The 24,458-nt window shown below is 64.1% G+C and carries 27 protein-coding genes and 1 tRNA gene; 12 read left to right on the top strand and 16 right to left on the bottom strand.

What is annotated here, in order from left to right; genetic code table 11:
- Positions 1–94 precede the first annotated feature (94 nt).
- Genes AC522E_RS05830 through AC522E_RS05850 form a run of 5 tightly spaced genes read right to left on the bottom strand, consistent with a single transcriptional unit; the run spans position 95 to position 4,415 of the window.
- The gene (locus tag AC522E_RS05830; protein WP_500749441.1) at positions 95–457 is read right to left on the bottom strand and encodes a DUF6867 family protein; all 363 of its coding nucleotides are present in this window, start codon (positions 455–457) and stop codon (positions 95–97) included.
- Entirely contained in the window at positions 457–1,230 is a 774-nt protein-coding gene (locus AC522E_RS05835; RefSeq protein WP_500749442.1) for an ABC transporter ATP-binding protein, read from the bottom strand. The genes AC522E_RS05830 and AC522E_RS05835 overlap by 1 nt, the downstream gene beginning before the upstream one ends.
- The gene (locus AC522E_RS05840; protein WP_500749443.1) at positions 1,227–2,069 is read right to left on the bottom strand and encodes an ABC transporter ATP-binding protein; all 843 of its coding nucleotides are present in this window, start codon (positions 2,067–2,069) and stop codon (positions 1,227–1,229) included. Before AC522E_RS05840 ends, AC522E_RS05835 begins: the two co-directional genes overlap by 4 nt.
- Complete coding sequence (gene livM, locus AC522E_RS05845; protein ID WP_500749444.1) at positions 2,069–3,484, bottom strand: high-affinity branched-chain amino acid ABC transporter permease LivM; 1,416 nt, start codon at positions 3,482–3,484, stop codon at positions 2,069–2,071. The genes AC522E_RS05840 and livM overlap by 1 nt, the downstream gene beginning before the upstream one ends.
- A 10-nt stretch (positions 3,485–3,494) precedes the next feature.
- Positions 3,495–4,415 carry a branched-chain amino acid ABC transporter permease gene (locus AC522E_RS05850; RefSeq protein WP_500749445.1) on the bottom strand — a complete coding sequence of 307 codons (921 nt, stop codon included), beginning with the start codon at positions 4,413–4,415 and terminating at the stop codon, positions 3,495–3,497.
- Positions 4,416–4,727: 312 nt separating this feature from the next.
- Here AC522E_RS05850 and AC522E_RS05855 point away from each other — a divergent pair, with 312 nt between their 5' ends.
- Positions 4,728–5,255 (top strand): flavin reductase family protein, encoded by a 528-nt coding sequence (locus tag AC522E_RS05855; protein WP_500749446.1) that lies wholly within the window; start codon positions 4,728–4,730, stop codon positions 5,253–5,255.
- A 71-nt stretch (positions 5,256–5,326) separates the two neighbouring features.
- On the opposite strand, the gene AC522E_RS05860 is transcribed toward AC522E_RS05855, so the two are convergent.
- Together AC522E_RS05860 and AC522E_RS05865 are read right to left on the bottom strand one after the other, a co-directional pair.
- Positions 5,327–6,178: a methionyl-tRNA formyltransferase gene (locus AC522E_RS05860; RefSeq protein ID WP_500749447.1), complete on the bottom strand. Its 852-nt coding sequence runs from the start codon at positions 6,176–6,178 to the stop codon at positions 5,327–5,329.
- A gap of 90 nt (positions 6,179–6,268) precedes the next feature.
- Positions 6,269–7,735 (bottom strand): patatin-like phospholipase family protein, encoded by a 1,467-nt coding sequence (locus AC522E_RS05865; RefSeq protein ID WP_500749448.1) that lies wholly within the window; start codon positions 7,733–7,735, stop codon positions 6,269–6,271.
- Positions 7,736–7,965: 230 nt separating this feature from the next.
- Between AC522E_RS05865 and AC522E_RS05870 the strand changes: the two genes are divergently transcribed.
- Together AC522E_RS05870 and AC522E_RS05875 are read left to right on the top strand one after the other, a co-directional pair.
- On the top strand, positions 7,966–8,235 hold the full coding sequence (locus AC522E_RS05870) for an usg protein (protein ID WP_500749449.1): 270 nt from the start codon (positions 7,966–7,968) through the stop codon (positions 8,233–8,235).
- Positions 8,236–8,340: 105 nt separating this feature from the next.
- The gene (locus AC522E_RS05875; protein ID WP_500749450.1) at positions 8,341–8,937 is read left to right on the top strand and encodes an exopolysaccharide biosynthesis protein; all 597 of its coding nucleotides are present in this window, start codon (positions 8,341–8,343) and stop codon (positions 8,935–8,937) included.
- A 183-nt stretch (positions 8,938–9,120) separates the two neighbouring features.
- Here the strand turns inward: AC522E_RS05875 and radC are convergent, their stop codons facing one another.
- Together radC and map are read right to left on the bottom strand one after the other, a co-directional pair.
- Positions 9,121–9,807, bottom strand: a complete 687-nt coding sequence (radC, locus tag AC522E_RS05880) for a RadC family protein (protein WP_500749451.1) — start codon at positions 9,805–9,807, stop codon at positions 9,121–9,123.
- 101 nt (positions 9,808–9,908) lie between these two features.
- The gene (gene map / locus AC522E_RS05885) at positions 9,909–10,730 is read right to left on the bottom strand and encodes a type I methionyl aminopeptidase (RefSeq protein WP_500749452.1); all 822 of its coding nucleotides are present in this window, start codon (positions 10,728–10,730) and stop codon (positions 9,909–9,911) included.
- Between the two features lie 146 nt (positions 10,731–10,876).
- Between map and AC522E_RS05890 the strand changes: the two genes are divergently transcribed.
- Positions 10,877–11,701 carry an FkbM family methyltransferase gene (locus AC522E_RS05890; protein ID WP_500749453.1) on the top strand — a complete coding sequence of 275 codons (825 nt, stop codon included), beginning with the start codon at positions 10,877–10,879 and terminating at the stop codon, positions 11,699–11,701.
- Positions 11,702–12,023: 322 nt separating this feature from the next.
- Here the strand turns inward: AC522E_RS05890 and sfsA are convergent, their stop codons facing one another.
- Positions 12,024–12,743 carry a DNA/RNA nuclease SfsA gene (sfsA, locus tag AC522E_RS05895; RefSeq protein ID WP_500749454.1) on the bottom strand — a complete coding sequence of 240 codons (720 nt, stop codon included), beginning with the start codon at positions 12,741–12,743 and terminating at the stop codon, positions 12,024–12,026.
- Positions 12,744–12,859: 116 nt separating this feature from the next.
- Here sfsA and AC522E_RS05900 point away from each other — a divergent pair, with 116 nt between their 5' ends.
- The 5 genes from AC522E_RS05900 (at position 12,860) to AC522E_RS05920 (ending at position 17,718) form a co-directional block, all read left to right on the top strand.
- Positions 12,860–13,606, top strand: coding sequence for a competence/damage-inducible protein A (locus AC522E_RS05900; RefSeq protein ID WP_500749455.1), 747 nt, complete (start codon positions 12,860–12,862; stop codon positions 13,604–13,606).
- Positions 13,607–13,643: 37 nt separating this feature from the next.
- Positions 13,644–14,150, top strand: a complete 507-nt coding sequence (gene gpt / locus AC522E_RS05905; protein ID WP_500749456.1) for a xanthine phosphoribosyltransferase — start codon at positions 13,644–13,646, stop codon at positions 14,148–14,150.
- 28 nt (positions 14,151–14,178) lie between these two features.
- Positions 14,179–15,738 (top strand): AMP-binding protein, encoded by a 1,560-nt coding sequence (locus AC522E_RS05910; protein ID WP_500749457.1) that lies wholly within the window; start codon positions 14,179–14,181, stop codon positions 15,736–15,738.
- Between the two features lie 98 nt (positions 15,739–15,836).
- Positions 15,837–16,133, top strand: coding sequence for a hypothetical protein (locus AC522E_RS05915; protein WP_500749458.1), 297 nt, complete (start codon positions 15,837–15,839; stop codon positions 16,131–16,133).
- A gap of 244 nt (positions 16,134–16,377) precedes the next feature.
- Positions 16,378–17,718, top strand: coding sequence for a porin (locus tag AC522E_RS05920; protein ID WP_500749459.1), 1,341 nt, complete (start codon positions 16,378–16,380; stop codon positions 17,716–17,718).
- A gap of 128 nt (positions 17,719–17,846) precedes the next feature.
- Here the strand turns inward: AC522E_RS05920 and AC522E_RS05925 are convergent, their stop codons facing one another.
- Both AC522E_RS05925 and AC522E_RS05930 read right to left on the bottom strand, forming a co-directional pair.
- The gene (locus AC522E_RS05925) at positions 17,847–18,101 is read right to left on the bottom strand and encodes a hypothetical protein (RefSeq protein WP_500749460.1); all 255 of its coding nucleotides are present in this window, start codon (positions 18,099–18,101) and stop codon (positions 17,847–17,849) included.
- Between the two features lie 102 nt (positions 18,102–18,203).
- A complete protein-coding gene (locus tag AC522E_RS05930) occupies positions 18,204–18,650 on the bottom strand; it encodes a GNAT family N-acetyltransferase (protein ID WP_500749461.1) in 447 nt (148 codons plus the stop codon).
- Between the two features lie 607 nt (positions 18,651–19,257).
- Here AC522E_RS05930 and AC522E_RS05935 point away from each other — a divergent pair.
- Positions 19,258–20,244 carry a hypothetical protein gene (locus AC522E_RS05935; protein ID WP_500749462.1) on the top strand — a complete coding sequence of 329 codons (987 nt, stop codon included), beginning with the start codon at positions 19,258–19,260 and terminating at the stop codon, positions 20,242–20,244.
- A 99-nt stretch (positions 20,245–20,343) separates the two neighbouring features.
- On the opposite strand, the gene AC522E_RS05940 is transcribed toward AC522E_RS05935, so the two are convergent.
- From AC522E_RS05940 to AC522E_RS05950, 3 genes are all read right to left on the bottom strand, one after another.
- A tRNA-Leu gene (locus tag AC522E_RS05940) sits at positions 20,344–20,429 on the bottom strand.
- Positions 20,430–20,504: 75 nt separating this feature from the next.
- Entirely contained in the window at positions 20,505–21,686 is a 1,182-nt protein-coding gene (locus AC522E_RS05945; protein ID WP_500749463.1) for an FAD-dependent oxidoreductase, read from the bottom strand.
- Positions 21,683–21,958, bottom strand: a complete 276-nt coding sequence (locus tag AC522E_RS05950; protein WP_500749464.1) for a zinc-finger domain-containing protein — start codon at positions 21,956–21,958, stop codon at positions 21,683–21,685. Before AC522E_RS05950 ends, AC522E_RS05945 begins: the two co-directional genes overlap by 4 nt.
- A 203-nt stretch (positions 21,959–22,161) precedes the next feature.
- Here AC522E_RS05950 and AC522E_RS05955 point away from each other — a divergent pair, with 203 nt between their 5' ends.
- A complete protein-coding gene (locus AC522E_RS05955; protein WP_500749465.1) occupies positions 22,162–22,926 on the top strand; it encodes an alpha/beta fold hydrolase in 765 nt (254 codons plus the stop codon).
- Positions 22,927–23,095: 169 nt separating this feature from the next.
- A complete protein-coding gene (locus AC522E_RS05960; protein WP_500749466.1) occupies positions 23,096–23,629 on the top strand; it encodes a class I SAM-dependent methyltransferase in 534 nt (177 codons plus the stop codon).
- Here the strand turns inward: AC522E_RS05960 and AC522E_RS05965 are convergent.
- Positions 23,616–24,416 (bottom strand): enoyl-CoA hydratase, encoded by an 801-nt coding sequence (locus AC522E_RS05965; protein WP_500749467.1) that lies wholly within the window; start codon positions 24,414–24,416, stop codon positions 23,616–23,618. The two genes, AC522E_RS05960 and AC522E_RS05965, sit on opposite strands and share 14 nt — an antisense overlap.
- Positions 24,417–24,458 lie beyond the last annotated feature (42 nt).

Consider the following 24,458-nt stretch of genomic DNA (forward strand, 5'->3'; position numbering starts at 1 on the left):
CCCTTCCTGGGGCCGGTGCAGCAGGCTTGGGGCCCGCAGTCCGCGTGATATCATGACTCTTTTTGAGCGGAAGTCACGCTGGAATTTCTGGTACTTAGCCGTTCGTATGAGACGTTTTTTCCTTCCAGCCGAAAGGCCCCGTCCGCTCGTAGAGCCAGCGGTACTGCGTCGTCATCTGGGTTGCGCGATTATACTGGAACCCGAGCGCGCCGATGATCAGGACGACGATCGCGTCGATGGCGTAGTAGTGCACTGAAAGCAGGGTGCCGCCGAAAAGGGCGAAATGGATGAATCGCACGGCAGCCGCGAGGATCAGCAGGTAGACCAGGAGCTGCCGGAACGGACGCCATGTGATGGCGATGGCCCGGCCGGTCATCCAGGCGGCCGCGCCGCCGAGGACCACGGTGACAAAGAGAAAGAGCCAGATCGAGGGCTCTTCGTAAAGGAAGCCCTGCATCAGTGATGCCCTCCTTCGAGATAGGCGGCTTTGACCTGGGGATTTTCGAGCAACTCCTTGCCTGTGCCGCTCATGGTGATGTTGCCCGTCACCATCACGTAGCCGCGATGGGCCAGCTTGAGGGCATGGTAGGCATTCTGCTCGACCAGAAACACCGTCATGCCGTCCTGCTCGTTCAGCTCTTTGATGATCGTGAAGATCTGCCTCACGATGAGCGGGGCCAGGCCGAGCGACGGCTCGTCCAGGAGCAGGAGTTTGGGCCGGCTCATGAGGGCGCGGGCGATGGCCAGCATCTGCTGCTCCCCACCGGAGAGGGTACCGCCGCGCTGGGTCAGGCGCTCCTTGAGGCGAGGGAACAGGGCGCAGACGCGCTCGAGATCCTGGTCGAAATGGGCCAGCCCGTTCATGGACGCGCCCATCTGGAGGTTCTCGAATACCGTCATGCGCGGGAAGATGCGCCGCCCTTCGGGGGATTGGGCGATCGACAGGCGCGCGATCTCGTGGGTCGGCATCTTGGTGATGTCCTTGCCCGCGAAGGTGATCGTGCCCTCCCGCGCCCGCGGGTTTCCGAAGATCGTCATCATCAGGGTGGACTTTCCGGCGCCGTTGGCGCCGATCAGCGTCACGATCTCGCCCTCGTGCACGTCCATGTCCACGCCCTTGAGGGCGATGATGTTGCCGTAATAGGTCTTGACGCCACGGACGCTCAGGAGCGGCTGGCGCGCCACGCCGCTCTGGAGCGTCGCCGATGGGTTGATGGCAGCCGTACTCATGCGCCGATCTCCGCTTCGACTTTTTCCACTTCCTCGTCGGGAACGCCCAGATAGGCGGCGACGACGCGAGGATCGCTCCTGACCTCGACCGGCGTGTCGTCCGCGATCTTGGTGCCGTAATCCAGCACCACGACGTGGTCCGAGATCTCCATCACGACGGACATGTCGTGCTCGATCAGCAGGATGGAGGTGCCGTGGTCCTTGCGGATCGACAGGAGCAGCTCGTTGAGTTCCAGGGACTCGCGAGGATTGAGGCCCGCGGCCGGCTCGTCGAGGCAGAGCAGGAGCGGGTTCGTGCACATGGCGCGGGCAATCTCCAGCCGGCGCTGATCGCCATAAGGCAGGTCGCCGGCCGGATCGTCCGCCCGGTGGAGGAGGCGGGTCTTCTCGAGCCAGAAGCGGGCGCGCTCGATCGCCTCCTTCTCGGCCTTGCGGTAGCCGCCCACCCCGAGAACACCGAGGAAGGTGAAGCCCGAGGAGATCATGAGCGGGTTGTGCTGGGCCACCAGCAGGTTCTCCAGCACCGTCATGCCGGAAAACAGGCGGATGTTCTGGAAGGTGCGGGCGACCCTGCCTTTCCAGTTGATGTTATGGCCGGGAAGGCGCTCGAGGAGCAACTCCCCGCCTTCCGGCTTGCGAAGCGCGATCATGCCTTCGGTCGGCTTGTAGAAGCCGGTGATGCAGTTGAACACGGTCGTCTTGCCGGCGCCGTTCGGGCCGATGAGGGCCGTGATGTCGCCGCGCCCGGCGCGGAACGAGAGGTCGTTGATCGCGACGAGGCCGCCGAAACGCATCGTCAGATGCTGGACGTCGAGAAGGGGGTCCTGAAGCCAGCGCATTAGCCGTGTCCTTCTTTCACGAACGAGCCCGAGATCGCTTTGCGCTCTTTGAGGACGACCGAGGGTTCGCGCTCGGAGATCAGGCCGCGCGGACGCCAGACCATCATGGCGACCATGCCCATGCCGAAGAGCAGCAGGCGGTACTCATTGGGATCGAAGCCCTCGCCGAAGACAGCCTTGAGGAAGTCGAGGTTGCGCAGCATTTCAGGCCCGCCGACAAGCACGACAGCTGCGATGGCGACGCCGATCTGGGAGCCCATGCCGCCCATCACCACGATGGCCAGAATGATCGCCGATTCCAGGAAGTTGAAGCTCTCCGGAGAGACGAAGCCCTGGCGGACCGCGAAGAACGAGCCGGCGAACCCGCCGAACATGGCGCCGATGGCGAAGGCCGTCAGCTTGGTGTTGGTGGTGTTGATGCCCAGCGAGCGGCAGGCAATCTCGTCCTCGCGCAGGGCCTCCCAGGCGCGGCCGATGGGCAAACGGCGCAGGCGCATGGTGACGAAGTTGGTGAGCAGCGCCAGGGCCAGGATGAGATAATACAGGAAAATCATCCTGTGCATGCCGTTGAACTCGAGCCCGAACGTGCTCGCGAACCCGCCTTCGCCGGCCGTGAAGGGGAGGCCGAAGAACGAAGCGCGGGGAATCGAGGAGATGCCGGCGCCGCCGTTCGTGAGGTCCGTCCAGTTGATGAGCACCAGACGGACGATCTCCCCGAAGGCCAGGGTCACGATGGCGAGATAGTCTCCCCGCAGACGCAGGACCGGAAAGCCGAGAATGATTCCCCAAAAGGCGGCGAGGATGCCGGCGAGGGGAAGGCAGACCCAGAAGGAGAGCCCGAACGTGGTCGAGAGCAGGGCGTAGGAATAGGCCCCGACCGCATAGAAGGCGACATATCCGAGATCGAGAAGCCCCGCGAGGCCCACCACGATGTTCAGGCCCCATCCGAGCATCACGTAGGTGAGGATGAGGATGCCGAGGTCGACCCAGTAGCGCGACTCGGTGAGGCCGCCCTGAACGACGTAGACCAGGAACGGGAAGGCCAGGGCGATGCCGAGAAAGAAGGGAATCGCGTAGCGCGAGACCTTCTGGTAGGCGCTCGGCTCCGCATGGACCGGCTCTGTCGCCTGGTGCGGATCGGGCAGGGCCTGCCGCGCCGCGCGCGTCGCCATGAAGGCATGCTGCAGCACGCGGAGCCCAAAGATGATCGCGCACATGATGGCGACCAGGCCCCAGCGCGGGACGAGCGTCAGGCTCGAGCCGCTCTGGTCGGTCTTATAGGCCAGGATCGGAATCGACAGGCCAAGGGTAATCAATGCCGCCAGCAGGGCGTCCTTGAGGGCGGCTGCGAGATCGAAACGGCTCGGCGCGCCCGTCTGTTCGGCCGAGGAGGTCGTGATCGGAGGAGCGTTCATGGGGTGCTCCTTAAACCTTCTCGACCTCAGGCCGACCGAGAATACCGGAGGGCATGAAGATCAAGACGATGGCAAGGATCGAGAACGCGGCCACGTCCTTGTACTCGATCGTAAAATAGGCGGACCAGAATGTCTCGATGAGGCCGATGATCAGCCCTCCGAGAACCGCGCCCGGGAGCGAGCCGATGCCGCCCAGAACCGCTGCCGTGAAGGCCTTCACCCCGGGCACGAAGCCGTCGTTGAAGCTCACCACACCATAATACAACAGGTACATTGTGCCGGCGACCGCCGCGAGAGCGGCACCGATCACGAAGGTGAGGGAGATCGTCTGGTCCACGTTGATGCCGAGCAGGGCGGCCATCTTGCGGTCCTGCTCGCAGGCGCGCTGGGCCCGGCCGAGGGAGGTCTTCTGGACGATGTACCAGAAGATCGTCAGCAGCACGGCGGTCGAGACCATGATGATGATCTGCTTGTAGGAAAGGGCCACGTTGTAGCCGCTTTCACCCTGGAACAGGACGATCACGTCGCCGATCATGGGAGGAGTCGGCTTGTTGCGGGCGCCCTGGGACACCTGGACGAAGTTCGACAGGAAGATGGACACGCCGATGGCGGAAATGAGCGGCGCCAGGCGGAACGAGCCCCGCAGCGGCCGGTAGGCGATGCGCTCGATCGCCCAGCCCCACAGGGATGTCACCACCATCGCGAGCACCAGCACGATCAGCAATGCCACGACGACGGAGGAGATCCCGAGCCAGGTGGTCAAAATCAGAAAAAAGATGAGAGCGACGAAGGCCGAGAGCATGAAGACGTCGCCGTGGGCGAAGTTCACCATGCCGATGATGCCGAACACCATCGTGTAGCCGATTGCGATGAGGCCGTAGATCGACCCCAGCGTCAGCCCATTGATGAGCTGCTGCACAAAAATTTCCATGTCCTACCCTTGCCCCTCTGGAAGGGGTCATTCTTAGAGCCGTCCCACCAAAGCACGATGCCGGAGCAAGGCCAAGCGGGACATAAGGTGGAGGGGTCTCTAGCAAACCACGAACCCCGCGACAACAATCTGTTAAGTTTCCTATCAGTCGGGCTGATGATAGATCGGATCTCCTTGCGAATAGATCGGATCTCCTGGCGAAGAGAGCGTTCATTCGGCGCCTGCCACTTCCAAAAGTCGGGATGGCAACCATATGCCCCTTATGGACTTGTGCTCCTCGCAAAAGGGTGAAAGAGGCTTCTCCGGAACCAGATGTTGAAGACTCACCCCACCCCCAATCCCGCTCAGGCCGATTCCAGCGCCACCGATCCTGTTCTTTTCCGGGAGGGCATGAGTCGGGTCGTTGCCGCCGTTCATGTGGTGACCACCGACGGGCCCTCCGGCCGCGCAGGCTTCACCGCCACCGCCGTCACCCCGGTCACGGACGATCCAGCCTCGCTGCTGATCTGCGCCAATGCGTCGGGGCGCACCGCGCAATCCCTAATTGCCAACGGGGTTTTCTGCGTGAACACCCTCGGCATCGAGGATGTCGCCGTAGCCGATGCCTTCGCCGGGCGGGCGAACCTCCATGGGCAGGACCGCTTCACGGTCGGCACCTGGGACGTGCTCAAGACCGGCTCGCCTCTCCTAACCACGAGCCTCGCCGCCTTCGATTGCCGGCTCGCCGACGCGCGGCTGGTCGCCACCCATTACGTGATCGTCGGCCAGATCGTTGCAGTCCGACTCGGGGAAGCGAAACCCGCACTGGCCTACAAGGGTCGGCTCTATCACCAGATCTAGAGCATCGTTCCGACTGGAACCCTGAGTCCCTTTTTCGTCGGCGCAGAGCAGTGGGTCCGTCCTCACAACGCTCAATCGCGATAGCGCGGCCCCCGAGGCGTGTAGGCGCTCCAGCCCGTCAATTGCACGAAGCCGCCCCCTGCGGCGACCACCAGGTGATTGCGGTGACGATGGGCGAGGGTGCCCGGATCGTAGCCGTGGTTCTCATACCAGCCGCTGCCTTCCCAGACATAGACAAAGCGTGAGTTCACCTGTGCGAAGGTTTCGATGGAGCCGAAGGCGCGAATGGTGCGCAAAATCTCGTCGACGCTCCGAGTCCAGTCGAGGGTGCGCTGGGCTTGCGTCATTCGCGGCCAATAACTGCCCGCTCCCTGCGGCTCCGCCTGGGTCCAGAGCCCAGGCAGGTCCTCGGCGATACGGGAGGCGATTCGCTTCGCCGCCATCTGGCACCGGGCGAGCAGCCGGTCATGGTTCTCGTCCGGGTCGAGGGGGAAGAGGTCCTGCGCGACGATGGGGCCGGTATCGAAGGACGGGGTCAGGGCATGGGCGGTCACGCCCCATTCCGGGACCTGCTCGAGGATGGCCTGGAACAGGGGATAAGGTCCTCGCCCCATGGGCAGGGGGGAAGGGTGGAAATTGACCGCGTAGGGGAGATGCGCCTCCCATCCCTTGATGAGCCAGGGATAGCCCGCGACGATCAGTGCCTCGCACCGGGACGCCCGGAGTTGGGCGAGATCGGCGGGAAGGATCCGGGACAGCTGCACCGGGATCCGCAGCGACCGGGCCCTCGCCATGGTCACGTCGTTGAAATCGTAGATGCCGTCGCAGGGGCGGCTGAAGAGCTTGACCGGCTCCCAGCCCTTGTCCAGGAGCGCTTCGAAGACGTCTCCCAGGAAGTCGATGCCGGCAAAGGCGAAACGCATGGCGTACTCACCGAAGGGGGAAGGAGGAACCGTCCTTCCCGAGAACTGAAAGTCGGGCTCGCGGCGCCCCGTTCAAGCGGCGAGGGCGGTCTATTCCGGGACCGGTTGGGGTGAAGGCGAATTCTCGAGAGCGACGGTCAGCAGACGCTGCGGACCGCCGCGGATGAATGTCCGGAAGACCGCATTGTTGCGCAGGGCGACCTCGCCCGTCTCGATCACCGTCTCCAGGGTCGGCCGGTCGAGCTTGAAGCGGGTGGGCACGTCGTCCATGTGCTTGCGCAGCTCCGGCCCCGCATCCTCCGAGGAAACCCGGCCCACCGTGAAGGTCACATCGGCGCATTTCCAGCCCTCCAGAGTGCCCCGCAGCTTCAGCACCTCGTCGCTTGAGAGGGAGCAGCGCCAGCGCCTGAGGTCGCTCTGCCAGCCGTTCATGATGGTCGTGAAGTAGTCGTAGCCCTTGTATACGCCGGAATCGATGGCGACGTCGGTCACGATGCCGGCGAGCTCCATCCCGGAAGGGGAGGCGAGATGCTCCGGCCACTTTCCGCCCGGGCCGCGACCCGCATCGACGACCAGGAACAGGAAGCGCTTGACGCGCACGGCCTGCTCGGCGGTCATCGGCATGTAAGGCCGGTCGCGGTTGGTTCTGGCGATGGCGAGCGAGTGAATGCCGAAATTGTCGGTCAGGCCGCCGTCGAGGAGTTTAACGTAACGGAAGCGTTCCGGGTCCTGGCGGTATCGGACCAGGGCGGCGGCACTCGCCTTCAGCGTGGCGGGGGCACTCGGATCCACGGCGCCGCGCTGGTAGAATTGCGGGATGTGGCCGCCGCAGGATGAGCCGTAATTCTGGACGTTCAGCGGGATGAAAAGCCCGGGTACCGCGGCGGAGGCTGCCACCGCCTCTGAGAGGCGAACCTGGCTCAGGTCGCTGCACAGGGCACTGAAGGTCACGGGTTCGAAGACGAACGGGACCCGGCTGTAGATATCGGAGGCCGCGATCCAGACCAGCGGCCGCTTCCTGGCGAAGAGATCCGCATAGGTGGCGCCGTCGAAGAGGTTGTCGTCGAGCCATTTCGGGAACTTGGAGCGGTCGTTGACGCCACCGTCGTCGATGATCCTGAGGACGTTCGCCAGCGAGATGTCGGTGTCGAAACCCTGCTCGGCATCCTGCTCGAGGAACCGGGAGCGGAAGGTCGGCAGGCCCTCTCGGCCCCTGAGGCCGAAATAGGCCGCGGTCACCGAGCCGCCGGACACGCCGGAGGCCAGGCCGATCATGTCGGTCATCCGCTGCGGTCCGCGATCGGTCGTCACTTGGTAGCGGTCGAGCTCGTTGAGGACGCCGTAGGAAAAGGCCGAGGCGCGCATGCCGCCGCCGGAAAATGCGACGCCGATGACGGTCGAGCCGAACTGGTCGGGCCCCAGGGGCCATCCGCCCTGATCCGACACGTTGGCGATGGGGCCATTGATCGGGGTGTTCAGAACGTTTCCGCTGCAAGCGGACACCGCCATCGCCAGAGCGCCCGCCATGAGCCAGCGCCGCCACAATCCCCGGTTCATCGTCCTGTCCCCGTCCCCGATTGCGTAACGGAATACGATGACAGGCGGGAAGTCTCAATAGGCGGCGTGCAGGTCCGACGGAAAGCCGGCCTCGAGTTGTGAACAAGGTTGATGGAGTGGCCGGACATGCGTCTTTGGTTGGTGAGGCAGTCGCGGAACTCTCAAGCTCGCCTACGCTTTAAATCGTGAGGCTGCGCCTCGCGGCCGCCCCGTTTCTGGAAGGAGTTCGCATGGTTTCCAGGGATTTCATCCGTCAGCTCGAAGGCTATGGACTCACGACCGCGAGCATTCTCTACCGGATGCCCGACCACCCCCATCTCCTGCAGACCTATATCTGGCAGGAATACGATCTCGCGCCCCGTTTCCCGGTTCTGCTGGAGTTTCTCGATTTCTGGCAGCGCGAACTCGCGGGCCCCCTTCATTCCGTAACGGTAAGCCATGCCGGATTGATCCGTCCTGCCGAATACCGGGCCGTCGACGGCGAGTTCAGCCTCCATTGAGCGGGGCGGCCCGGCCCTGCCTGCGACTTGCCTGCACACTTGGCCACAGGATCCATCTCGGGTAGAGAGGCGTGTCTAGAGCATCCTCGAACTTGCCGGGGCTCCTTGTTTTCCAACGCGCGTACTTCTCAGATACTGGCGGCGCTGGCGTCACAGCCGGGCGAGCGCCTCACTGTTCGCGACATCATGGGCGTGTTGCAGGACCGTGCCTTCGCGCTCCTGATCGTGCTGCTGGCCTTGCCGAACTGCCTGCCGATGCCGCCGCCGATTCCCTTGATCTGCGGGCTCCTGCTGGCCCTGGTTGCCGTCCAGATCATCTTTGGCCGTCCGACACCTTGGCTTCCGAATGCCCTGTTGAACCGCTCCATCGCGAGCGTGGACGTGGAGCGGGCGGTGGCCCGGGCGCTGCCGGCGTTCCGCCGGCTCGAGCGATTCTCCCGTCCCCGGATGACGTTTCTCGATACGCCGATCACCATGCGGCTGATGGGTCTGGTCCTCCTGGTCATGGCCCTGGGCCTGCTGTTCGCGCCGCCCTTCGTGGGGCAGATTCCGATGGGGCTCGCCGTCTGCCTCGTGGGTCTCGGTCTGGTCGAGCGGGACGGGGTCGTCGTCCTCAGCGGCCTCGTCATCGGCGCCTTCGGCCTGACGCTGAGCCTGGGATTCATCTACGCCATCTTTTCCGGGCTGGAGACCCTCTTCTGAAGAGCTGCCCGCCTTCGCCGCCGTTCCCGGACAGTTCGGAGAGCTGGGCCCGGAACCCATAACCGCCAGCCGTGGAGAATGAAGAGCAGCGGCTGTCGCCCGTCTTGTTCTGAATCGTCGTGTTTATGGGTTCTGGGCTCCGCTATGCGGCCCCGGAATGACAGGGACTTCTGGTACGGCGGGTCAGATCAACTTCAGCCCCTTCAGGCTCGCATGTCCCTCCCGGCCGACAATGATGTGGTCGTGGACGACAATGCCGAGGGGTTTGGCCACGTCGATGATCTCGCGGGTCATCTTGATGTCGGCGGAGGACGGGGTCGGGTCGCCACTGGGGTGATTGTGCACCAAAATCAAGGCGGAGGCCGAGAGTTCGAGGGCCCGCTTCACCACTTCGCGGGGGTAGACCGGGGTGTGGTCGACGGTGCCCGATTGCTGGACCTCGTCGGCGATGAGCGCATTGCGCTTGTCGAGGAAGAGCAGGCGGAACTGCTCCTTGTCCATAAAGGCCATGGCGGTGCGGCAATAGTCGATGACCGAGGCCCAGGAGGTCAGAACCGGCCGCTTCGCCACTTCGCCCTTGGCGAGACGACGGGCGGAGGCCTCGACGATCTTGAGGTCGGTGACGACGCTCTCGCCGATCCCCTCCACCTCCATGAGGCGGGCGGGGGAGGCGGCGAGCACCTCGGCGAAGGTGCCGAAGCGCTTCAGCAGTTCCTTGGCGATCGGCTTCACGTCCCGGCGCGGGATGGAGCGGAACAGGACCAGCTCCAGCAGTTCATAATCCGGCAGCGCATCGCCCCCGATCTCCGAGAAGCGCGCACGCAGCCGGTCCCGGTGGCCGAAATAATGGGGAGAACCGTCGCCGCTCATGCCCGCCCGCTCGCCTCTGCAGAGAATCTCGATGATACTCTGTTGCGTTAAAGGCTTGAAGCGCGAGGCAGTGTCAAGCGTCGCGCCGCGCCGGTCAGTCTTCAGGCGAGGTTATAAGGCGGCTTGTCGTAGCCCTTGGGCGAGAGGGTGAAAATCTCGACGCCGGTGTCGGTTACGCCGACCGTGTGCTCGAACTGGGCCGAGAGGGAACGGTCGCGGGTCACGGCGGTCCAGCCGTCGGAGAGCACCTTCACCTGCGGGCGGCCGAGATTGATCATCGGCTCGATGGTGAACAGCATCCCCGCCTTCAACTCCACGTTATAGGCCGGCTCCACATAGTGGAGGATGGTCGGCGAATCGTGGAATACACGGCCGAGGCCGTGGCCGCAGAAATCCCGCACCACGGAGCAGCGCTCGGCCTCCGCGTAGGATTGGATCGCGGCGCCGATATCGTTGGTGGTCGCGCCGGGGCGCACCGCCGCGATGCCGCGCATCATTGCCTCGTAGGTGATCTCGCACAGGCGCTTGGCCCGCCGGGGGACATCCCCGACATAGAACATCCGGCTCGAATCCCCGTGCCAGCCATCGAGGATGACCGTCATGTCGATGTTGACGATGTCTCCGTCGCGCAGGGGCTTGTCGTTGGGGATGCCGTGACAGACCACGTGGTTGATGGAGGTGCAGATGGTCTTGTTGTAGCCGCGGTAATGCAGGCAGGCGGGATAGGCGCCATGGTCCCGGATAAAATCGAAGGACAGCTTGTCGAGGAACTCCGTCGTCACGCCCGGCCTTACTTTGTCGGCGAGCATGTCCAGCGCCTCAGCGGACAGGCGGCCGGCCCGGCGCATGCCCTCGAAGGCCTCGGGGCCATGAAGGGGAATCTCGGCGGCCCGCCTGCGTTCGATGGTGTCTGTCTCTGTCATTCTCGGTCCTTGGATGGTTTTCCGAATGTAAGGATTGGCGCGCCCGACGCAAGCAAAGAGAGCCGCCGGCTTGCGATTGGCGCCCGGGGGTGTCATGACCTCCCCAACATTTCGCCGGTCTCCCGGCTTCATTATTTCGAGACGACATGAACGATCCACGCCCCTACGGTGCCTATGCGCCCTCCGGCCTGGCAAGCTTCGCCATTGCGAGCACGCGCCGCCTTCCCCAGCGCTGGGCCACGCGCCGCATCGCCCTGATGCTGCGCCATCTCGTGCTCCATTCCCTGAAGGGCGCCCCGATCGACGTCGAAACCTTCGGTGTGCGCATGCGGCTCCATCCCTACAACAACGTGTGCGAGAAGCGCATCCTGTTCACGCCGCAGTATTTCGACCCCGCCGAGCTCGACCTGCTCTCAAGCCGGATCGGCGAGGGATTCACCTTCGTGGACGTGGGCGCCAATGTCGGCTGGTATGCGCTTTTCGTCGCAGCCCGCGCGGGTGCCTCGGCTCGGATCCTGGCCGTCGAACCGCAGCCGGAGGTGTTTGACCGGCTGACCTATAATATCCGCCAGAATCCCTTCGGGACGATCAAGGCCGTCGCCTGCGCGGTGGCGGACAAGACCGGCGAACTCACCCTTTTCCTCGATCCCAACAACCGGGGCGAGTCGAGCGTGAAGATCGTCAGCTCGAGCCAGACCGACGCCATCCGCGTTCCCGCCGTGACCCTGCTCGATCTCCTCTACCGCGAGGGCTTTGGACGGGTCGATGCGGTCAAGCTCGACGTGGAAGGGGCAGAGGATCTGATCCTCGACCCGTTCTTCCGCGATGCGCCGGCCTCGCTCCACCCCTCGCTCATCGTCATCGAAGACGGCCGGGACCGCTGGCAGACCGACCTGCCGCAGCTCCTGGCGACCAAGGGCTATCGCCTGATCCTGCAGACCCGGATGAATCTGGTATTCGAGCGGGGGTAATCCGGGCGAGCGAAGCGGAGCTCGACCTGAAGGGCCACGCGAGGCGAGCAAACCCATAAGCTCTATCCTTTCAGGATAAAGCGCAGCGGCTGCCGTAACTCTCTTCTGTACGATCGTGTTTATGGGTTCCGGGCTCCGCTTCGCAGCCCCGGAATGACGGAGGTTGATCCCCTCACGCCGTCATTCCGGATTGCCGTCAGGCAAGTCCGGAATCCAGCACCGCTGACGATGCCCGAGAAAGCGCAACCGCAGCCACAGGCCTTCATTCTGAGCCGATGAAGATTGTGGGTGTTCGGCTTCGCGCCGTCCCGACAGACGGCGTCTACCGTGGCGTGATGATCTCGATGGGGCGGTCGATCGTCACCTCTTCCGGGGTGAGCCGGCAGATATAGGCATAGGACTCGACCCCCGCCGCGAGGGCGTGGCGGAAGGCCCTGTCGTAGGCGGGATCGATGTCGCGGGCGACGTCGAATCGGCCAGCCCGCATCTGGATCACATAGACCAGGGCCGCGCGGGCGCCGGTCGCAGCCATGTCCGCAAGTTCGTAGAGATGCTTGGCGCTGCGGGCCGCGACACAATCGGGAAACTCCGCAAAATCCGCCTCGCGCATCAGGTGGCAGTTCTTGACCTCCAGATAGCAGGGTGGGGCGCCCTCCTTTTCGAGGAGAAAGTCGATCCGGCTGTTGCGGCCGTATCTGACCTCAGGCCGCACGCGGTCATAGCCCGTGAAGGGAGCAAGCCGGTTCTCGCGCAGGGCTTCCGCCACCAGGAGGTTGGGGCGGGACGTATTGATGCCGACGAGCTGGCTGGGGCCGCCGCCCGCCGCGACCTCCACGAACTCCCAGTTATAGGCCAGCTTGCGCTTCGGGTTCGACGCCCGCGAGAGCAGAACCCTCGAACCGGGCTCCTTCAGGCCGAGCATGGCGCCCGGATTGGCGCAATGGGCCGTCACCCGCTCTCCACTGTCGAGCACCACGTCGGCCAGGAAACGCTTGTAGCGCTCGATCAGGCGGCCCGCGAGCAGGGGCACATGAAAACGCATGATGATCCGTCGGTCTGGAAAAGGTCTCCCTACAGGGGAGAAGCCCGCCCTTCAACCGCGGCCTTGCTTGAGAAATGGCGCGTCCGGCGCTAAACGCCCTCAAAAGGACCCTTCCCATGGCCGTTTCCGTCACTGCCGCCCTCCTCATCATCGGCGATGAGATCCTGACAGGCCGCACCAAGGACAAGAATATCGGCTACATCGCCGAATATCTCACCGGCATCGGCATCGACCTGCGCGAAGTCAGGATTGTTCCGGATGTCGAGGAGGAGATCGTTGCGGCGGTGAACGCCCTGCGCGGCCGCTATTCTTACCTGTTCACGACCGGCGGCATCGGGCCGACCCACGACGACATCACCGCCGACAGCGTCGCGAAGGCGTTCGGGGTCGGGATCGACTACGATCCTCGCGCGGTCGCCATGCTGCGCGAGCGCTATCAGCCTCACGACCTGAACGAGGCGCGGATGCGCATGGCCCGTATCCCGGAAGGGGCGGACCTTATCGAGAACCCGATCTCAAAGGCACCTGGCTTCAGGATCGGGAACGTGTTCGTCATGGCGGGTGTGCCCTCCATCATGCAGGTCATGCTCGATACGGTCGCCCCGACGCTCGAGACCGGGGAAAAGCTGATCGCGACCACCATCGAGGCGGAGGGGCTGGCGGAGGGCATCTATGCCGAGGGCCTTGCCGCCATCGCCGCCGCGAACGAGCGCGTGACCATCGGGTCCTATCCCTCCTTTTCCACGAGCGGCTTCCGCAATCAGATCGTCGTGCGCGGCAAGGATGCCGCCGCAGTCACCGCGGCCGTCGATGCCGTCCACGAACTGCTCGGTCGCTTGAAGGCCGACCGCAATCCGCTATGAGTCCGTCCCCGATCCAAAAGCCCTACGAGTGAGCCCGATGTCCCCCACCTCTCCGAAAGCCTTCCCGGTCTCCTGGGATCAGTTCCACCGCGATGCCCGCGCCCTGGCCTGGCGGCTCGCCGCCGCCGGTCCTTTCGAGGCGATCGTCTGCATCACCCGCGGCGGCCTCGTCCCCGCGGCCATCGTGGCCCGCGAGCTCGATGTCCGCCTCATCGAGAGCGTCTGCATCGCCAGCTATCACGACTACAAGAGCCAGGGCGAGCTGCAGGTGCTCAAGGATATCGCGCCCTCGATCAAGTCCCTCGGTGAAGGGACCGGCAAGGGCGTGCTGGTGGTGGACGATCTCACCGACACCGGCAAGACTGCGAAGATGGTGCGCGACATGCTTCCCGACGCGCATTTCGCCACGGTCTATGCCAAGCCGGCCGGCCGGCCCGTCGTCGACACTTTCGTCACGGAAGTCAGCCAGGATACGTGGATCTATTTCCCGTGGGACATGGGCCTCGCCTACCAGGCGCCGATCCGCGAAGGTTCCGCTGGATAACGTCAGGGTTGGGAGGAGGGGAACGCCTTTGGCTGGGTTCGATGTTGCCGCGACACGCAAAAGCCTGTTCACCGCTCTGCTCGACGCACGGGACCGTTTCGGGCGAAACAAGGCGGCCCTCGAGGATCTGGAGCGTCAGCCGGTCACTTTCGGACGCCTTGCCCTGGGTGCGCTTCTCCTGGGCCGCAAGCTCGCGGGACGGCTCGCGCCGCGCGAGACGGTGGGCGTCCTGCTGCCGAACGTCCAGGCTATCGCCGTCACCCTGTTCGGGCTCAATGCCTTCGGCCGCGTCCCGGCCTTCCTGAACTTCACGGCCGGGATCAGGAATCTCGAGGCCGCCTGCGACATCGGGCGGATCCGGACCATCGTGACGTCCCGCCGGTTCATCGAGCAGGGCAAGCTGGACGACGTGCTCGCAAGCCTGGGCGAAGGCCGCACGGTCATCTACCTGGAGGATGTTCGGGCGACGATCACCAGCCTCGACAAGATCCGCGCGCTCCTCGACAGCTGGTGGGCGCGCCGCGTTCACGCGGGGGCGGACGTGAAAGCCGACGATCCGGCCGTCGTGCTGTTCACCTCCGGGTCCGAGGGCAAGCCGAAGGGCGTCGTGCTGTCGAACGCCAATCTGGTCGCCAACGCATATCAGGTGAAGGCCCATGCGGGCGACGTCCTCGGCGACGACGACATCTTCTTCAATCCGCTGCCGATCTTCCACTCCTTCGGCCTGACGGCGGGCCTTCTCACCCCCGTCCTCAACGGCATGAAGACGGTCCTTTATCCGAGCCCGCTGCATTACAGGCAGGTGCCGAAGCTCGTCGCCGGGACGCATGCGACGATCATGCTTTCGACCGACACCTTCCTGCAGGGCTATGCCCGTGCGGCAGGCGAGAGCGATCTGGCCAGCGTGCGCTACGTGATCGCCGGTGCGGAGCGCGTGAAGGACGAGACGCGCAAGCTCTGGGGCCGCCACGGCACCGTGATTCTCGAGGGCTACGGCGCCACCGAGTGCTCGCCCGTGATCGCCGTCAGTCTTCCGGAACGAAACCGCCCCGGAGCCGTCGGGCCCTTCCTGCCAGGGCTGGAAGGGCATCTCGACCCTGTGGAGGGTGTTCACGAGGGCGGGCGGCTTCGGGTGCGCGGGCCCAATGTCATGAAGGGTTATCTCGACCCCGACCATCCCGGGGCGATCCTGCCGCCGCCCGACGGCTGGCATGATACGGGCGACATCGTCGCCGTCGACGAGGCGGGGCTGGTCAGCATCCTTGGCCGCGCCAAGCGCTTCGCCAAGATCGGCGGCGAGATGGTTTCTCTCGCCGCCATCGAATCCGTGGCCCAGAGCCTGTGGCCGACCTTCAATCACGTGGTGGTGGCGTTGCCCGATCCGCGGAAGGGCGAGCAGATCGTCCTGATCACGGACAAGCCGGACGCGGATCGCGACGCGCTTCTCGACCATGCAAGGGAGCAGGGGTTTCCGGAGCTTTGGGTTCCCAAAGCCGTTCTGATTTCGGCCATTCCCGTTCTCGGCTCGGGCAAGACGGATTATGCGGGTGCCCTCGAAATGGCGCGGCGACTCCAGCCGATGCTCTAGAAGGCCGGGGGCCTTCGGTCACAAAACGGTGTTGCCTGCTTTGCCGTTCCTGTCCGACCTCTAGTTTCCTACAGAACCGCATCCCTCGGACACAGGTCATGAAGAAGCTCGCCCTGATCCTCGCCTTCACCGCCCTCGCGACGACGGTCGCTGACGCGCAGCAACGGCCCCTCACGACAGCCATGACCTGCCGGCAGGCGCAACAGATCGTCTTCTCCCGGGGCGCAGCGGTGCTCAGCACCGGCACCTATACCTATGACCGGTTCGTGCGCGATCGCAGTTTTTGCGAGATCAACGAATACCTTGATCCTGCCTGGGTCCCGACGCGGGACTCGCCGCAATGCCCGGTCGGCTATCGTTGCCGGAGCGGCGACCTGGATTTCTTCGGCGACTGACCCTCGGTTCAGCTTGTGTGATGTTCGGGGACATGCCCTTGCGGCATGTCTGTGGCCCCTCTGCAACACTCATCCCGACAGTGAATCCATGACGTCTCGATTGGCCAGTTTTTGGGCAAGGCGCTCGCAACTTCAGCGGTCGAGGCCTTCCTGAGGCATTGTCTCCCATCTCCGAATGTAAATAGTGTTACATTCCAGCCCGGGGCTTAAAGTCCTCGGGGGACAGGCCAGAGTGGAGATTTCGATGAAGCTCGTTCAGAGTCTTCTAATTGGTTCGCTGATGGGGTTGGCGTCGACTGCAGGGGCCCAGGCGGCGGACCTGCCGGCCCAGAAGGCCGCTCCCGTCGAGTATGTTCGTGTCTGCTCGACCTACGGGGAGAGTTTCTTCTCCATCCCCGGGACCGACACCTGCCTCCGGGTGGCTGGCCGAGTCCGCGCCGAAGTTCTGTACACCGAGCCGCTGGCCCGTGGCGACGACGCCGTCGGCTTCTATACCCGCGGCCGCATCCAGCTCGATGCGCGCACCGCGACCGCTTACGGTTTGCTCCGTTCGGTGATCCGCTTCGAGATCACCCGGACGTCGGGCACGCCGTTCAACGGAGCGCCCGGTGGCGTCTCCACCTCTCCGAACCTGGCCGAAGCCTTCGTTCAGTTCGGTGGCCTGACGGCCGGTCGCGTCGTGTCCTTCTTCTCGAACGGCGACCTGCCGACGGAGCATTTCGGCACGCTGCGCTTCGACGACGCGCCGGACGTCAACCTGCTGGCCTACACCTTCACCTTCGGCAGCGGGTTCTCTGCGTCGATCGCCGTGGAAGACGGTCTCGAACGGCGTCGGAACGATTTCATCCCCGGCGGCCTTGCGGCCAGCGGCCTGACCTATGCCGGGCAGCGTCTTCCGGACGTCGTCGGCAATCTCAAGTACGAGGGCACCTGGGGCACGGCTCAGCTCTCCGGGGCCGTCCACCAGATCCGCAGCAACGACCTCTTCTCGGCCGCCACTCCACTCGGTCCGGCGGCCGGGTTCCCGGATAGCGAATACGGGTTTGCCGTGGCCTTCGCAGGCAACGTGAACCTTCCGCAACTCGCTCCCGGTGACGCCCTGTGGTTCGCCGCGACCTACACCAACGGCGCGCTGGCATATATGGACGGCGGCAACGCCGGCCTCAACTCATCGCCCTTCAACGCAATCACCGCCAATGGCGGCGTCGGGCTCGTCGATGCCTACATCAATCCTGTCACCGGAGACATCGATCGTGGGCACGGCTGGTCGATTGCGGGCGGCCTGCGCCATTATTGGACACCGAGCCTCCGCCAGTCGATCTTCGGCTCGTATATGCGCGTGGATTACGGTGCAGGCGCCAGCTTGGTGTCGCCCGAGGGCTTCGTGACCGGCCTTACCGATTTCAACGAGTGGCGCGTCGGATCGAACGTGATCTGGAGCCCGGTCGGCGGACTCGATTTCGGTGTCGAGGTCATCTACGCCCGCGTCGATCCCCGCAATCGGATCTTCGTCCCGGCGACCGGCCAGGCTCTTGGATCCGACAGCGGCTGGGAAGGGCGCCTGCGCATTCAGCGTGACTTCTGATCGCCGCGTCTCGCGAGACAACGCAAAAGCCTCGGCGGGATGGCCGAGGCTTTTGTCGTCATGCCGGTCTGAGCGGCGGCCGATCTTCAGGGATCGTGCCGCGCCGGCCTGTTGCCATCGCGAGGCTGTCAGCACTCCGTCTTCTTGGTCGTCTTCGTATCGCCGAACTCGTTGGTCTTTTCCTTCACTTCGGTGCTGCAGCCGACGCTGCCGGTCGTGGTCACGGACGTGGACGTCGAGGTATCGCTCGGTTCGGTCTTGCGCTCGATGGTGGTCTTGCTACCGAGGAGACCGTCCTCTTTCTTGATCGTGGTGGTGGTATCCTGAGCGAACGCGGCCGTGCTGAACGCTCCCGCAAACAGGACCAAGGCTAGCTTCTTCATCGTGCAAACTCCGCTCAATGCTGGTGCGGAGCGAACGTCACCCTCCGGGCTGTGGTTCCGTCGAAATGTGGAGACCGCGGCCTTGCCGAAGCGAAAACGCCGTCAGTCCAGCGCCTTCATCATGAAGAAGCGCGGATAGATCGGGGCCGGCCCCTCGAGCTGGCCAAAGACCGTGAAGCCGAGCTTCTCGTAGAAGGGACGGGCCTGGAAGCTGTAGGTATCGAGCCACATGTGGCGGCACAGCCTGCGCCGCGCCTCCGATTCGGCAGCCCGCATGAGACCTGTGCCCACACCTTGGCCGCGCAGGGTTTCCGGCACGACGACCATGTCGATGTGAAACCCGCCCCAGCGCGACTGGGCCCAGAGGCCGCCGATGGGGTCGCCGGTCACCGGGTCCGGAATGAGAAGCGCGAAGTCGCTGTTGTCCGGCGCTCCCACGGCGCCGGCGGTGAAACGGCGCAGCGCAGCGAGAAGCGCATTGTAGGCCTCGGGGGAGGGTGATTTCGTCTCGATGAAAGCAGGCCCCGCCTGCACGGCATCTCCCTGCATGATTGTCTCCCAATGTCTTTTCCACGGCCCATGCGCCCGAAAGGGCCGGATTCCGGAGCTTTGCCGTCGAATTGACACGATATGGAGATTTGAAAGGGCGCGCCATAGGCGCAAAAAGAAAGCCCGCTCTGGATCGGCGGGCTTAGAAAGAGACCTAGGTCGTGCAGTTTACGGACCTGGCACAAGGGGTGTGCGGGGGGCATTTGAAGGTCCGCACATTCGAAATGGTGACGGGGTCCGGTCCCTGCAAGGACCGGACCCTTCACGTCTTCGTGTGAACGCGGAGATGTTGCGGGTGCGGATGGCGACGTTCCAACTCGGCCGCTCGCCACCCTTGATCAAGGAGGGACGTTCGGAAGCCCCGAACAGGTTGCCTTCGAAATTCAGCTAAAGGGTCGAACGGTGTTGTTCGACTGCGCTCGGATGTAGAGGCAGCCTAAAGCGAGCGGGGGTCTCAGGCACTCTCCATAACAGACCCTCATACATCCCTCATAATAGCGCATACCAATTCTTTAGACATGGCTCCCTCAGAATCCATGCCCTGCTATCATCAAGCATCGTGCCTACCCTTTGCATGCCAATGCGCCACTTTTGCTGGGGGGCTTCAATGAACAAAATTTCCAAATCCGAAGTGCAGGCTGCCGTCTCTGCAATCTTGAAGAAAGAGCAGTCTAAACCCGTATCGTCGCATTCCTCCTTGGATTCCCAGCTTTGGGACCTTCGCCGTGACTTCAGAAAACGTCTCGAGCCGACGCTTGCGAAGGGCGGCTTTGATATTACCCAGTTGAACAAAGCCCTTACACAGCATCACGACGATGCCACCCGTCTCCTCGAGAAGCAAAAAGCCCAGACTGACAAGGAGTTTACTGCTACGCTTCACCAGTTTCGGGAAGGGAATGAAAATCGCAGGAGAGTTTACGAACTCATTGGCGGCAAGCCACTGACGATAACGCCGATCATGGTGAACACTCCCTTTTCAACTTTTGCGCACCCTTCAGGAATCATGGATGATTCACACATCGAAGCGTGGAACAGTTGGGTGAAATTTCTCCATGGCGATAACGTAGACACAGCGTCCAAGACCGTCTGGATCAGCTTCTTCTTCGCCTGGAAGAATGACTCTGACTACTATGCAATCATCAACGCGAAGACCGACTTGATTTCGCAAGGCCGTTGCACGGCACGGGCGGTGCCAGGCACTTTCTTCGGCGGTGCGGTTTCCCTAACCCTGAGCGCTTCCCTTGCGGTGCATATGGGGACGACGACGATCAACTATTACGGCAGTCAATCGTCCGGCGTGGCCCAGCTTTATGCAAGCACATGGGGCGACATATTCGGTGGGGACAGCGAGACGAAAGTCGCGAATGTGAACACCACATCCAGCGTATCGTGCCCGAACATCCTGGTCAGGGATGGCGACCTGGTAATTTTTCAAGTCACGCTTTCGGCAAATTATTGGATCGACAATGGGTCAGTCCTGCTAAATTTCATCAATGATTACCATGTGAATTGCCCTGTACTGGTCGTTGAACTCCTAACAGCTCCGACATTTACAGGCGATCTCAGCGCAGTCGATCCTGTCATCCATCCGTGAAAGTGCGACAGGAAATGGCCTGCCCGGGCGGGTGGCCCGGGTGCGATGCTCATCCAGCGCCGGTCTGGACGCCAGCCTGGGAGCCGAGATCAGGATTTCTGGTGCGGACGGCGGGGGTCGAACCCGCACGGGCATAGCCCGAGGGATTTTAAGTCCCTTGCGTCTACCGGTTTCGCCACGTCCGCATGTGGGTTGACGGTTATCGGGCCGCGCGGAGGAGCGCAAGTCCATCCGCGCTCGAAGGTCCACGCGCCGGCCGGTCAGCCGCGATAGCCGTAGAGCCAGGCATAGCGCTCGGTCATGCCCTCCGGACCGAGATGGCGGATCACCCGGTCGCGACCGAAGGCGATGAGCCCGCCGGCATGGTAGATCCGGCCGTTGCGCCGGGCATGGTCCTGGACCTGCCGCGCGCGGCCACGACGCTGTTCCTCATAGGTCCGGAAGCTTTGCGCGATGTCCGCCTGCGGACCGCCCAGCTGGGCGCCCAGGGCAGCCGCATCCTCGATGGCGAGGGCGGCCCCCTGCGCCAGGAATGGCAGCACGGGATGGGCGGCGTCGCCGAGCAGGGCGATCCGCCCCTGCGCCAGCCGCCCAGCAGGATGGTCGAAGAGCGACCAGCGCAGCCACTGCTCCGCGGCGCCGAGCAGGCTGCGCAGAGACGGAGCGGCGGAGCGATAATGGGCGAGGAGGTCATGTCCCTGGCCGGGAGCGGACCAGCCTTCCACGGCGGAGGGACTCTTCTCGATGGCGACGATGTTGATCAGATTTCCGCCCGCGATCGGGTAATGCACCACGTGGCCCTGCGTGCCCAGCCAGAGACCGGTCTCGTTGCCACCGAGCCCCGCGGGCGCGGCTTTTCGGTCGATGGTCGTGCGCCAGGCGATGGCATTGCGGAATGTCGGCCCATCTCTGTCGCCGAGCGCCTGCCGGACCTTCGACCAGACTCCGTCCGCACCGATGATGGCATCGACGGACAGCGTCTCGCGGGCCTGGTTGGCGGAGACCATGACAAGGCTCGCCTCGTTCGGCCCGTCGGCAATGCCTTCGACCGTCCGGCCCATAACCAGGCGGATGCCGGGAAGGGAGCGCACGGCGTCCAGGAGGACGGTCTGCAGGTCCGCCCGGTGCACCACCCAATAGGGCGCGTCGAACCGCTCGCGCATGAAGGCGCCGAGGGCGATCCGGCCGATCTCCCGGCCCGACCGGATGGAGCGGATCACGACCCGTTCCGGCTCCGTGACGACCCGGCGCAGGGCCGGGCCCAGGCCGAGTTCAAGGAGGATGCGGCTCGCATTGGGCGAGAGCTGCAGGCCGGCTCCGACCTCCGTGAAGCCGGTCCGCCGCTCCACGAGGGTCACCGCATGGCCCTGGCGGGCGAGCGTGAGCGCCGCCGCCAGTCCGCCGATGCCGGCGCCGACGATGGCGAGGGAACGGCGTGTCACCGTCCAGGATGGGGAATATCGGCGACGATGGCCGGCTCGTCCCAGGCACATTCCGCCGGACGGGCCTCGAAGGCCTTCAGGGAGGGATCGTACTTGTACAGCGTCGAGCAATAGGAGCAGACGATCTCGTCGTCCCGGCCCATGTCGAGGAAGATGTGGGGGTGGTCGAAGGGCGGTTTCGCGCCGATGCACATGAACTCCTTCGAGCCCACGTGAATCACCGGAACACCGGGTTCGTTGTGGAAGTGAGGGGTGCCTTTGTTCTCAGCCATCGCCGTTGCTCTGAACCTATCGATTTGGCGCGCACCATAATGGCGGATCGCCCGTGCGCCTAGCGTATTTTGCGGTGCGTCAGGCCGTCCTGCAGACGCCCGGCGGCGCAGTCCGCATGAACATGGTCCGCTCAGGATTGCAACCGCCCCAGGCGCTGCCTTAGGGTGCCGCCCGACCCCCATCCCTAAGGCCTCCGGATTCCATGCGCTTCTTTAATTCCAATGGCGTCAGAATCGCCTATATCGACGCCGCCCCCGAAGGCGGGGAGGGCGAGCCGATCCTCCTCATCCACGGATTCGCCTCCAATCACATGATCAACTGGGTGAACACGCTCTGGGTGAAGACCCTGAGCCGGGCGGGATATCGGGTCATCGCACTCGACAACCGGGGCCATGGCCAGAGCGAGAAGCTTTATCTGCCGGAGGATTACGATTCCTACGAGATGGCTGCGGACGCACGGCGGCTTCTTGATCATCTGGAGATCGAGCGGGCCGATGTGATGGGCTATTCCATGGGCGCACGGATCACCGCTCATTTCGCGGTGTCGGCGCCGGAGCGGATGCGCTCCGTGATTCTCGGCGGTCTCGGCATCCACCTCATCGAAGGCGTCGGCCTGCCGATCGGCATCGCCGATGCCATGGAGGCGCCGTCCCTGGACGATCTCACCGACCCGATGCAGCGGATGTTCCGGGCCTTCGCGGAGCAGACCAAGAGCGACCTCAGGGCGCTCGCGGCCTGTATCCGTGGTTCACGCCAGGTCCTGACGAGGGAGGAGGTTGGCGCGATCAGGCTTCCCACTCTGGTCGCGGTCGGGACAAGGGACGATGTGGCCGGGTCCGGCCCCGAGCTCGCGGCCCTGATCCCGAACGCTGTGGCGCTCGATATTCCGGGCCGGGACCACAATCTCGCGGTCGGCGACCGGGCCCATAAGCAGGGCGTCCTGGACTTTCTTGCTCAGCGGCCCTAGCGGCGCCGAAAAAGCCCGCTGCCGGAGGAACTTGGCCAGGGCACCTCGCACGCCGAACGAGCCGGGCTGCCCCTGCACCGCCAGCTCGCGCATCGATTCAAGATCCCATGGGCAGGTCATTGATTTCATGGTCGATCATCCCATTTCCCTTCGGGAAAGTGGAACCGAGATGACCCGCCTCGACAGCGCCATTCGACGGCTGACGGCCCAACGCGATCTTCTGGACTGGGCGAGCCGCATCGTCGCGCCGACGGGTTTCGTGCTCGAACTCGGTCTCGGCAATGGCCGAACCTACGATCATCTGAGAACCCGCCTGCCGGGGCGGGACATCTATGTCTTCGAGCGGGCGCCGGCAGCACATCCGCACTGCATGCCGCCTTCCGGGTATCTGCTGGTCGGCGACATGTTCGATACGCTCCCGGCCTTCATCGAGAGCAAGGGCCCATATCGGGCCGCGTTGATCCATGCCGATATCGGTTCGGGAGACGAGACCCTGAATCGGGAGGTTGCCCTGCGGATGTCGCCGCTTCTCGGCAAGCTCCTGCAACCGGGTGGCCTGCTTCTGGCGGACCGGAGCTTCGATCTGCCGGATTGCACCGACATTACCGGCGAGACGGGGATCGCAAAGGGGCGATACTACGTCTATCGCCGCCGGGGAGAGACCCGTCGCATGACGGCAGAACAGCGGACTATCGCCCCGTAAAGATCGGCTTGCGCTTGTCGAGGAAGGCCTTCCGTCCCTCAGCGGCGTCCGCGCTGTCGAAACACAGATCCGCGAGGGCGCCCGGATCGGCTCCCGGGCGCGGGATTCCCACGGCTTCATCGATGGCGACCTTTGCCGCGCGGATCGTGAGAGGGGCATTGCCGGCGATTTCGGCGGCAAGCGACAGGGTCGCTGCTTCGAGCTCCGCGTCGGCGAATACCCTTTGCACGACACCGAGGCGCTCGGCTTCCGCGGCGCTGATCCGGCGCGCCGTATAGAACAGGTCGCGCGCGGCAGGGCCACCGATGGCCGCAGTGACCAGTCGCATGGCGCCGGGCGGGTATCCAATGCCAAGCCTTGCCGCCGGGATGCCGAATACGGCGTTCTCCGACGCGATCCGGAGGTCGCAGGCCGCCGCAAGGCCGAAGCCGCCACCGAGGCAGAAGCTCCGGATCATCGCCATCACAGGTTTCGAGCAATGGGCGACCGCCCAGAACGCAGCCTCGTTCGCGGCCTCGTAGAGCCGTCCGCCCGCCGCATCGGCGCGCACGGTCTCGAACTCGGAGATGTCGGCTCCGGAGGCGAAAGCCCCATGTCCAGCGCCGCGCAGCACGATCACATGAACACGGATATCCCGATCCAGCATGGCCATGACGGGCGGCAGCGCCTTCCACATCTCGAGATCGATGGCATTGCGCTTGGACGGATTGTCGATGGCGACGGTGGCGACGCCCCCTTCGAGAGAGAGGACGAGCTTCGAGGAGGGCGACGAAAAAAAGGCGGTCATGACCGAATCGGATCTAGGGGAATGACAGGGGCGGGCCTATGT

It is taken from the genome of Microvirga sp. BF8 (assembly GCF_059888585.1).

Coding starts and splice junctions, on each gene's coding strand:
- AC522E_RS05830 (WP_500749441.1), bottom strand. CDS start 457: ATGCAGGGCTTCCTTTACGAAGAGCCCTCGATCTGGCTCTTTCTCTTT.
- AC522E_RS05835 (WP_500749442.1), bottom strand. CDS start 1,230: ATGAGTACGGCTGCCATCAACCCATCGGCGACGCTCCAGAGCGGCGTG.
- AC522E_RS05840 (WP_500749443.1), bottom strand. CDS start 2,069: ATGCGCTGGCTTCAGGACCCCCTTCTCGACGTCCAGCATCTGACGATG.
- livM (WP_500749444.1), bottom strand. CDS start 3,484: ATGAACGCTCCTCCGATCACGACCTCCTCGGCCGAACAGACGGGCGCG.
- AC522E_RS05850 (WP_500749445.1), bottom strand. CDS start 4,415: ATGGAAATTTTTGTGCAGCAGCTCATCAATGGGCTGACGCTGGGGTCG.
- AC522E_RS05855 (WP_500749446.1), top strand. CDS start 4,728: ATGTTGAAGACTCACCCCACCCCCAATCCCGCTCAGGCCGATTCCAGC.
- AC522E_RS05860 (WP_500749447.1), bottom strand. CDS start 6,178: ATGCGTTTCGCCTTTGCCGGCATCGACTTCCTGGGAGACGTCTTCGAA.
- AC522E_RS05865 (WP_500749448.1), bottom strand. CDS start 7,735: ATGAACCGGGGATTGTGGCGGCGCTGGCTCATGGCGGGCGCTCTGGCG.
- AC522E_RS05870 (WP_500749449.1), top strand. CDS start 7,966: ATGGTTTCCAGGGATTTCATCCGTCAGCTCGAAGGCTATGGACTCACG.
- radC (WP_500749451.1), bottom strand. CDS start 9,807: ATGAGCGGCGACGGTTCTCCCCATTATTTCGGCCACCGGGACCGGCTG.
- map (WP_500749452.1), bottom strand. CDS start 10,730: ATGACAGAGACAGACACCATCGAACGCAGGCGGGCCGCCGAGATTCCC.
- AC522E_RS05890 (WP_500749453.1), top strand. CDS start 10,877: ATGAACGATCCACGCCCCTACGGTGCCTATGCGCCCTCCGGCCTGGCA.
- sfsA (WP_500749454.1), bottom strand. CDS start 12,743: ATGCGTTTTCATGTGCCCCTGCTCGCGGGCCGCCTGATCGAGCGCTAC.
- AC522E_RS05900 (WP_500749455.1), top strand. CDS start 12,860: ATGGCCGTTTCCGTCACTGCCGCCCTCCTCATCATCGGCGATGAGATC.
- gpt (WP_500749456.1), top strand. CDS start 13,644: ATGTCCCCCACCTCTCCGAAAGCCTTCCCGGTCTCCTGGGATCAGTTC.
- AC522E_RS05915 (WP_500749458.1), top strand. CDS start 15,837: ATGAAGAAGCTCGCCCTGATCCTCGCCTTCACCGCCCTCGCGACGACG.
- AC522E_RS05920 (WP_500749459.1), top strand. CDS start 16,378: ATGAAGCTCGTTCAGAGTCTTCTAATTGGTTCGCTGATGGGGTTGGCG.
- AC522E_RS05925 (WP_500749460.1), bottom strand. CDS start 18,101: ATGAAGAAGCTAGCCTTGGTCCTGTTTGCGGGAGCGTTCAGCACGGCC.
- AC522E_RS05930 (WP_500749461.1), bottom strand. CDS start 18,650: ATGCAGGGAGATGCCGTGCAGGCGGGGCCTGCTTTCATCGAGACGAAA.
- AC522E_RS05935 (WP_500749462.1), top strand. CDS start 19,258: ATGAACAAAATTTCCAAATCCGAAGTGCAGGCTGCCGTCTCTGCAATC.
- AC522E_RS05950 (WP_500749464.1), bottom strand. CDS start 21,958: ATGGCTGAGAACAAAGGCACCCCTCACTTCCACAACGAACCCGGTGTT.
- AC522E_RS05955 (WP_500749465.1), top strand. CDS start 22,162: ATGCGCTTCTTTAATTCCAATGGCGTCAGAATCGCCTATATCGACGCC.
- AC522E_RS05960 (WP_500749466.1), top strand. CDS start 23,096: ATGACCCGCCTCGACAGCGCCATTCGACGGCTGACGGCCCAACGCGAT.
- AC522E_RS05965 (WP_500749467.1), bottom strand. CDS start 24,416: ATGACCGCCTTTTTTTCGTCGCCCTCCTCGAAGCTCGTCCTCTCTCTC.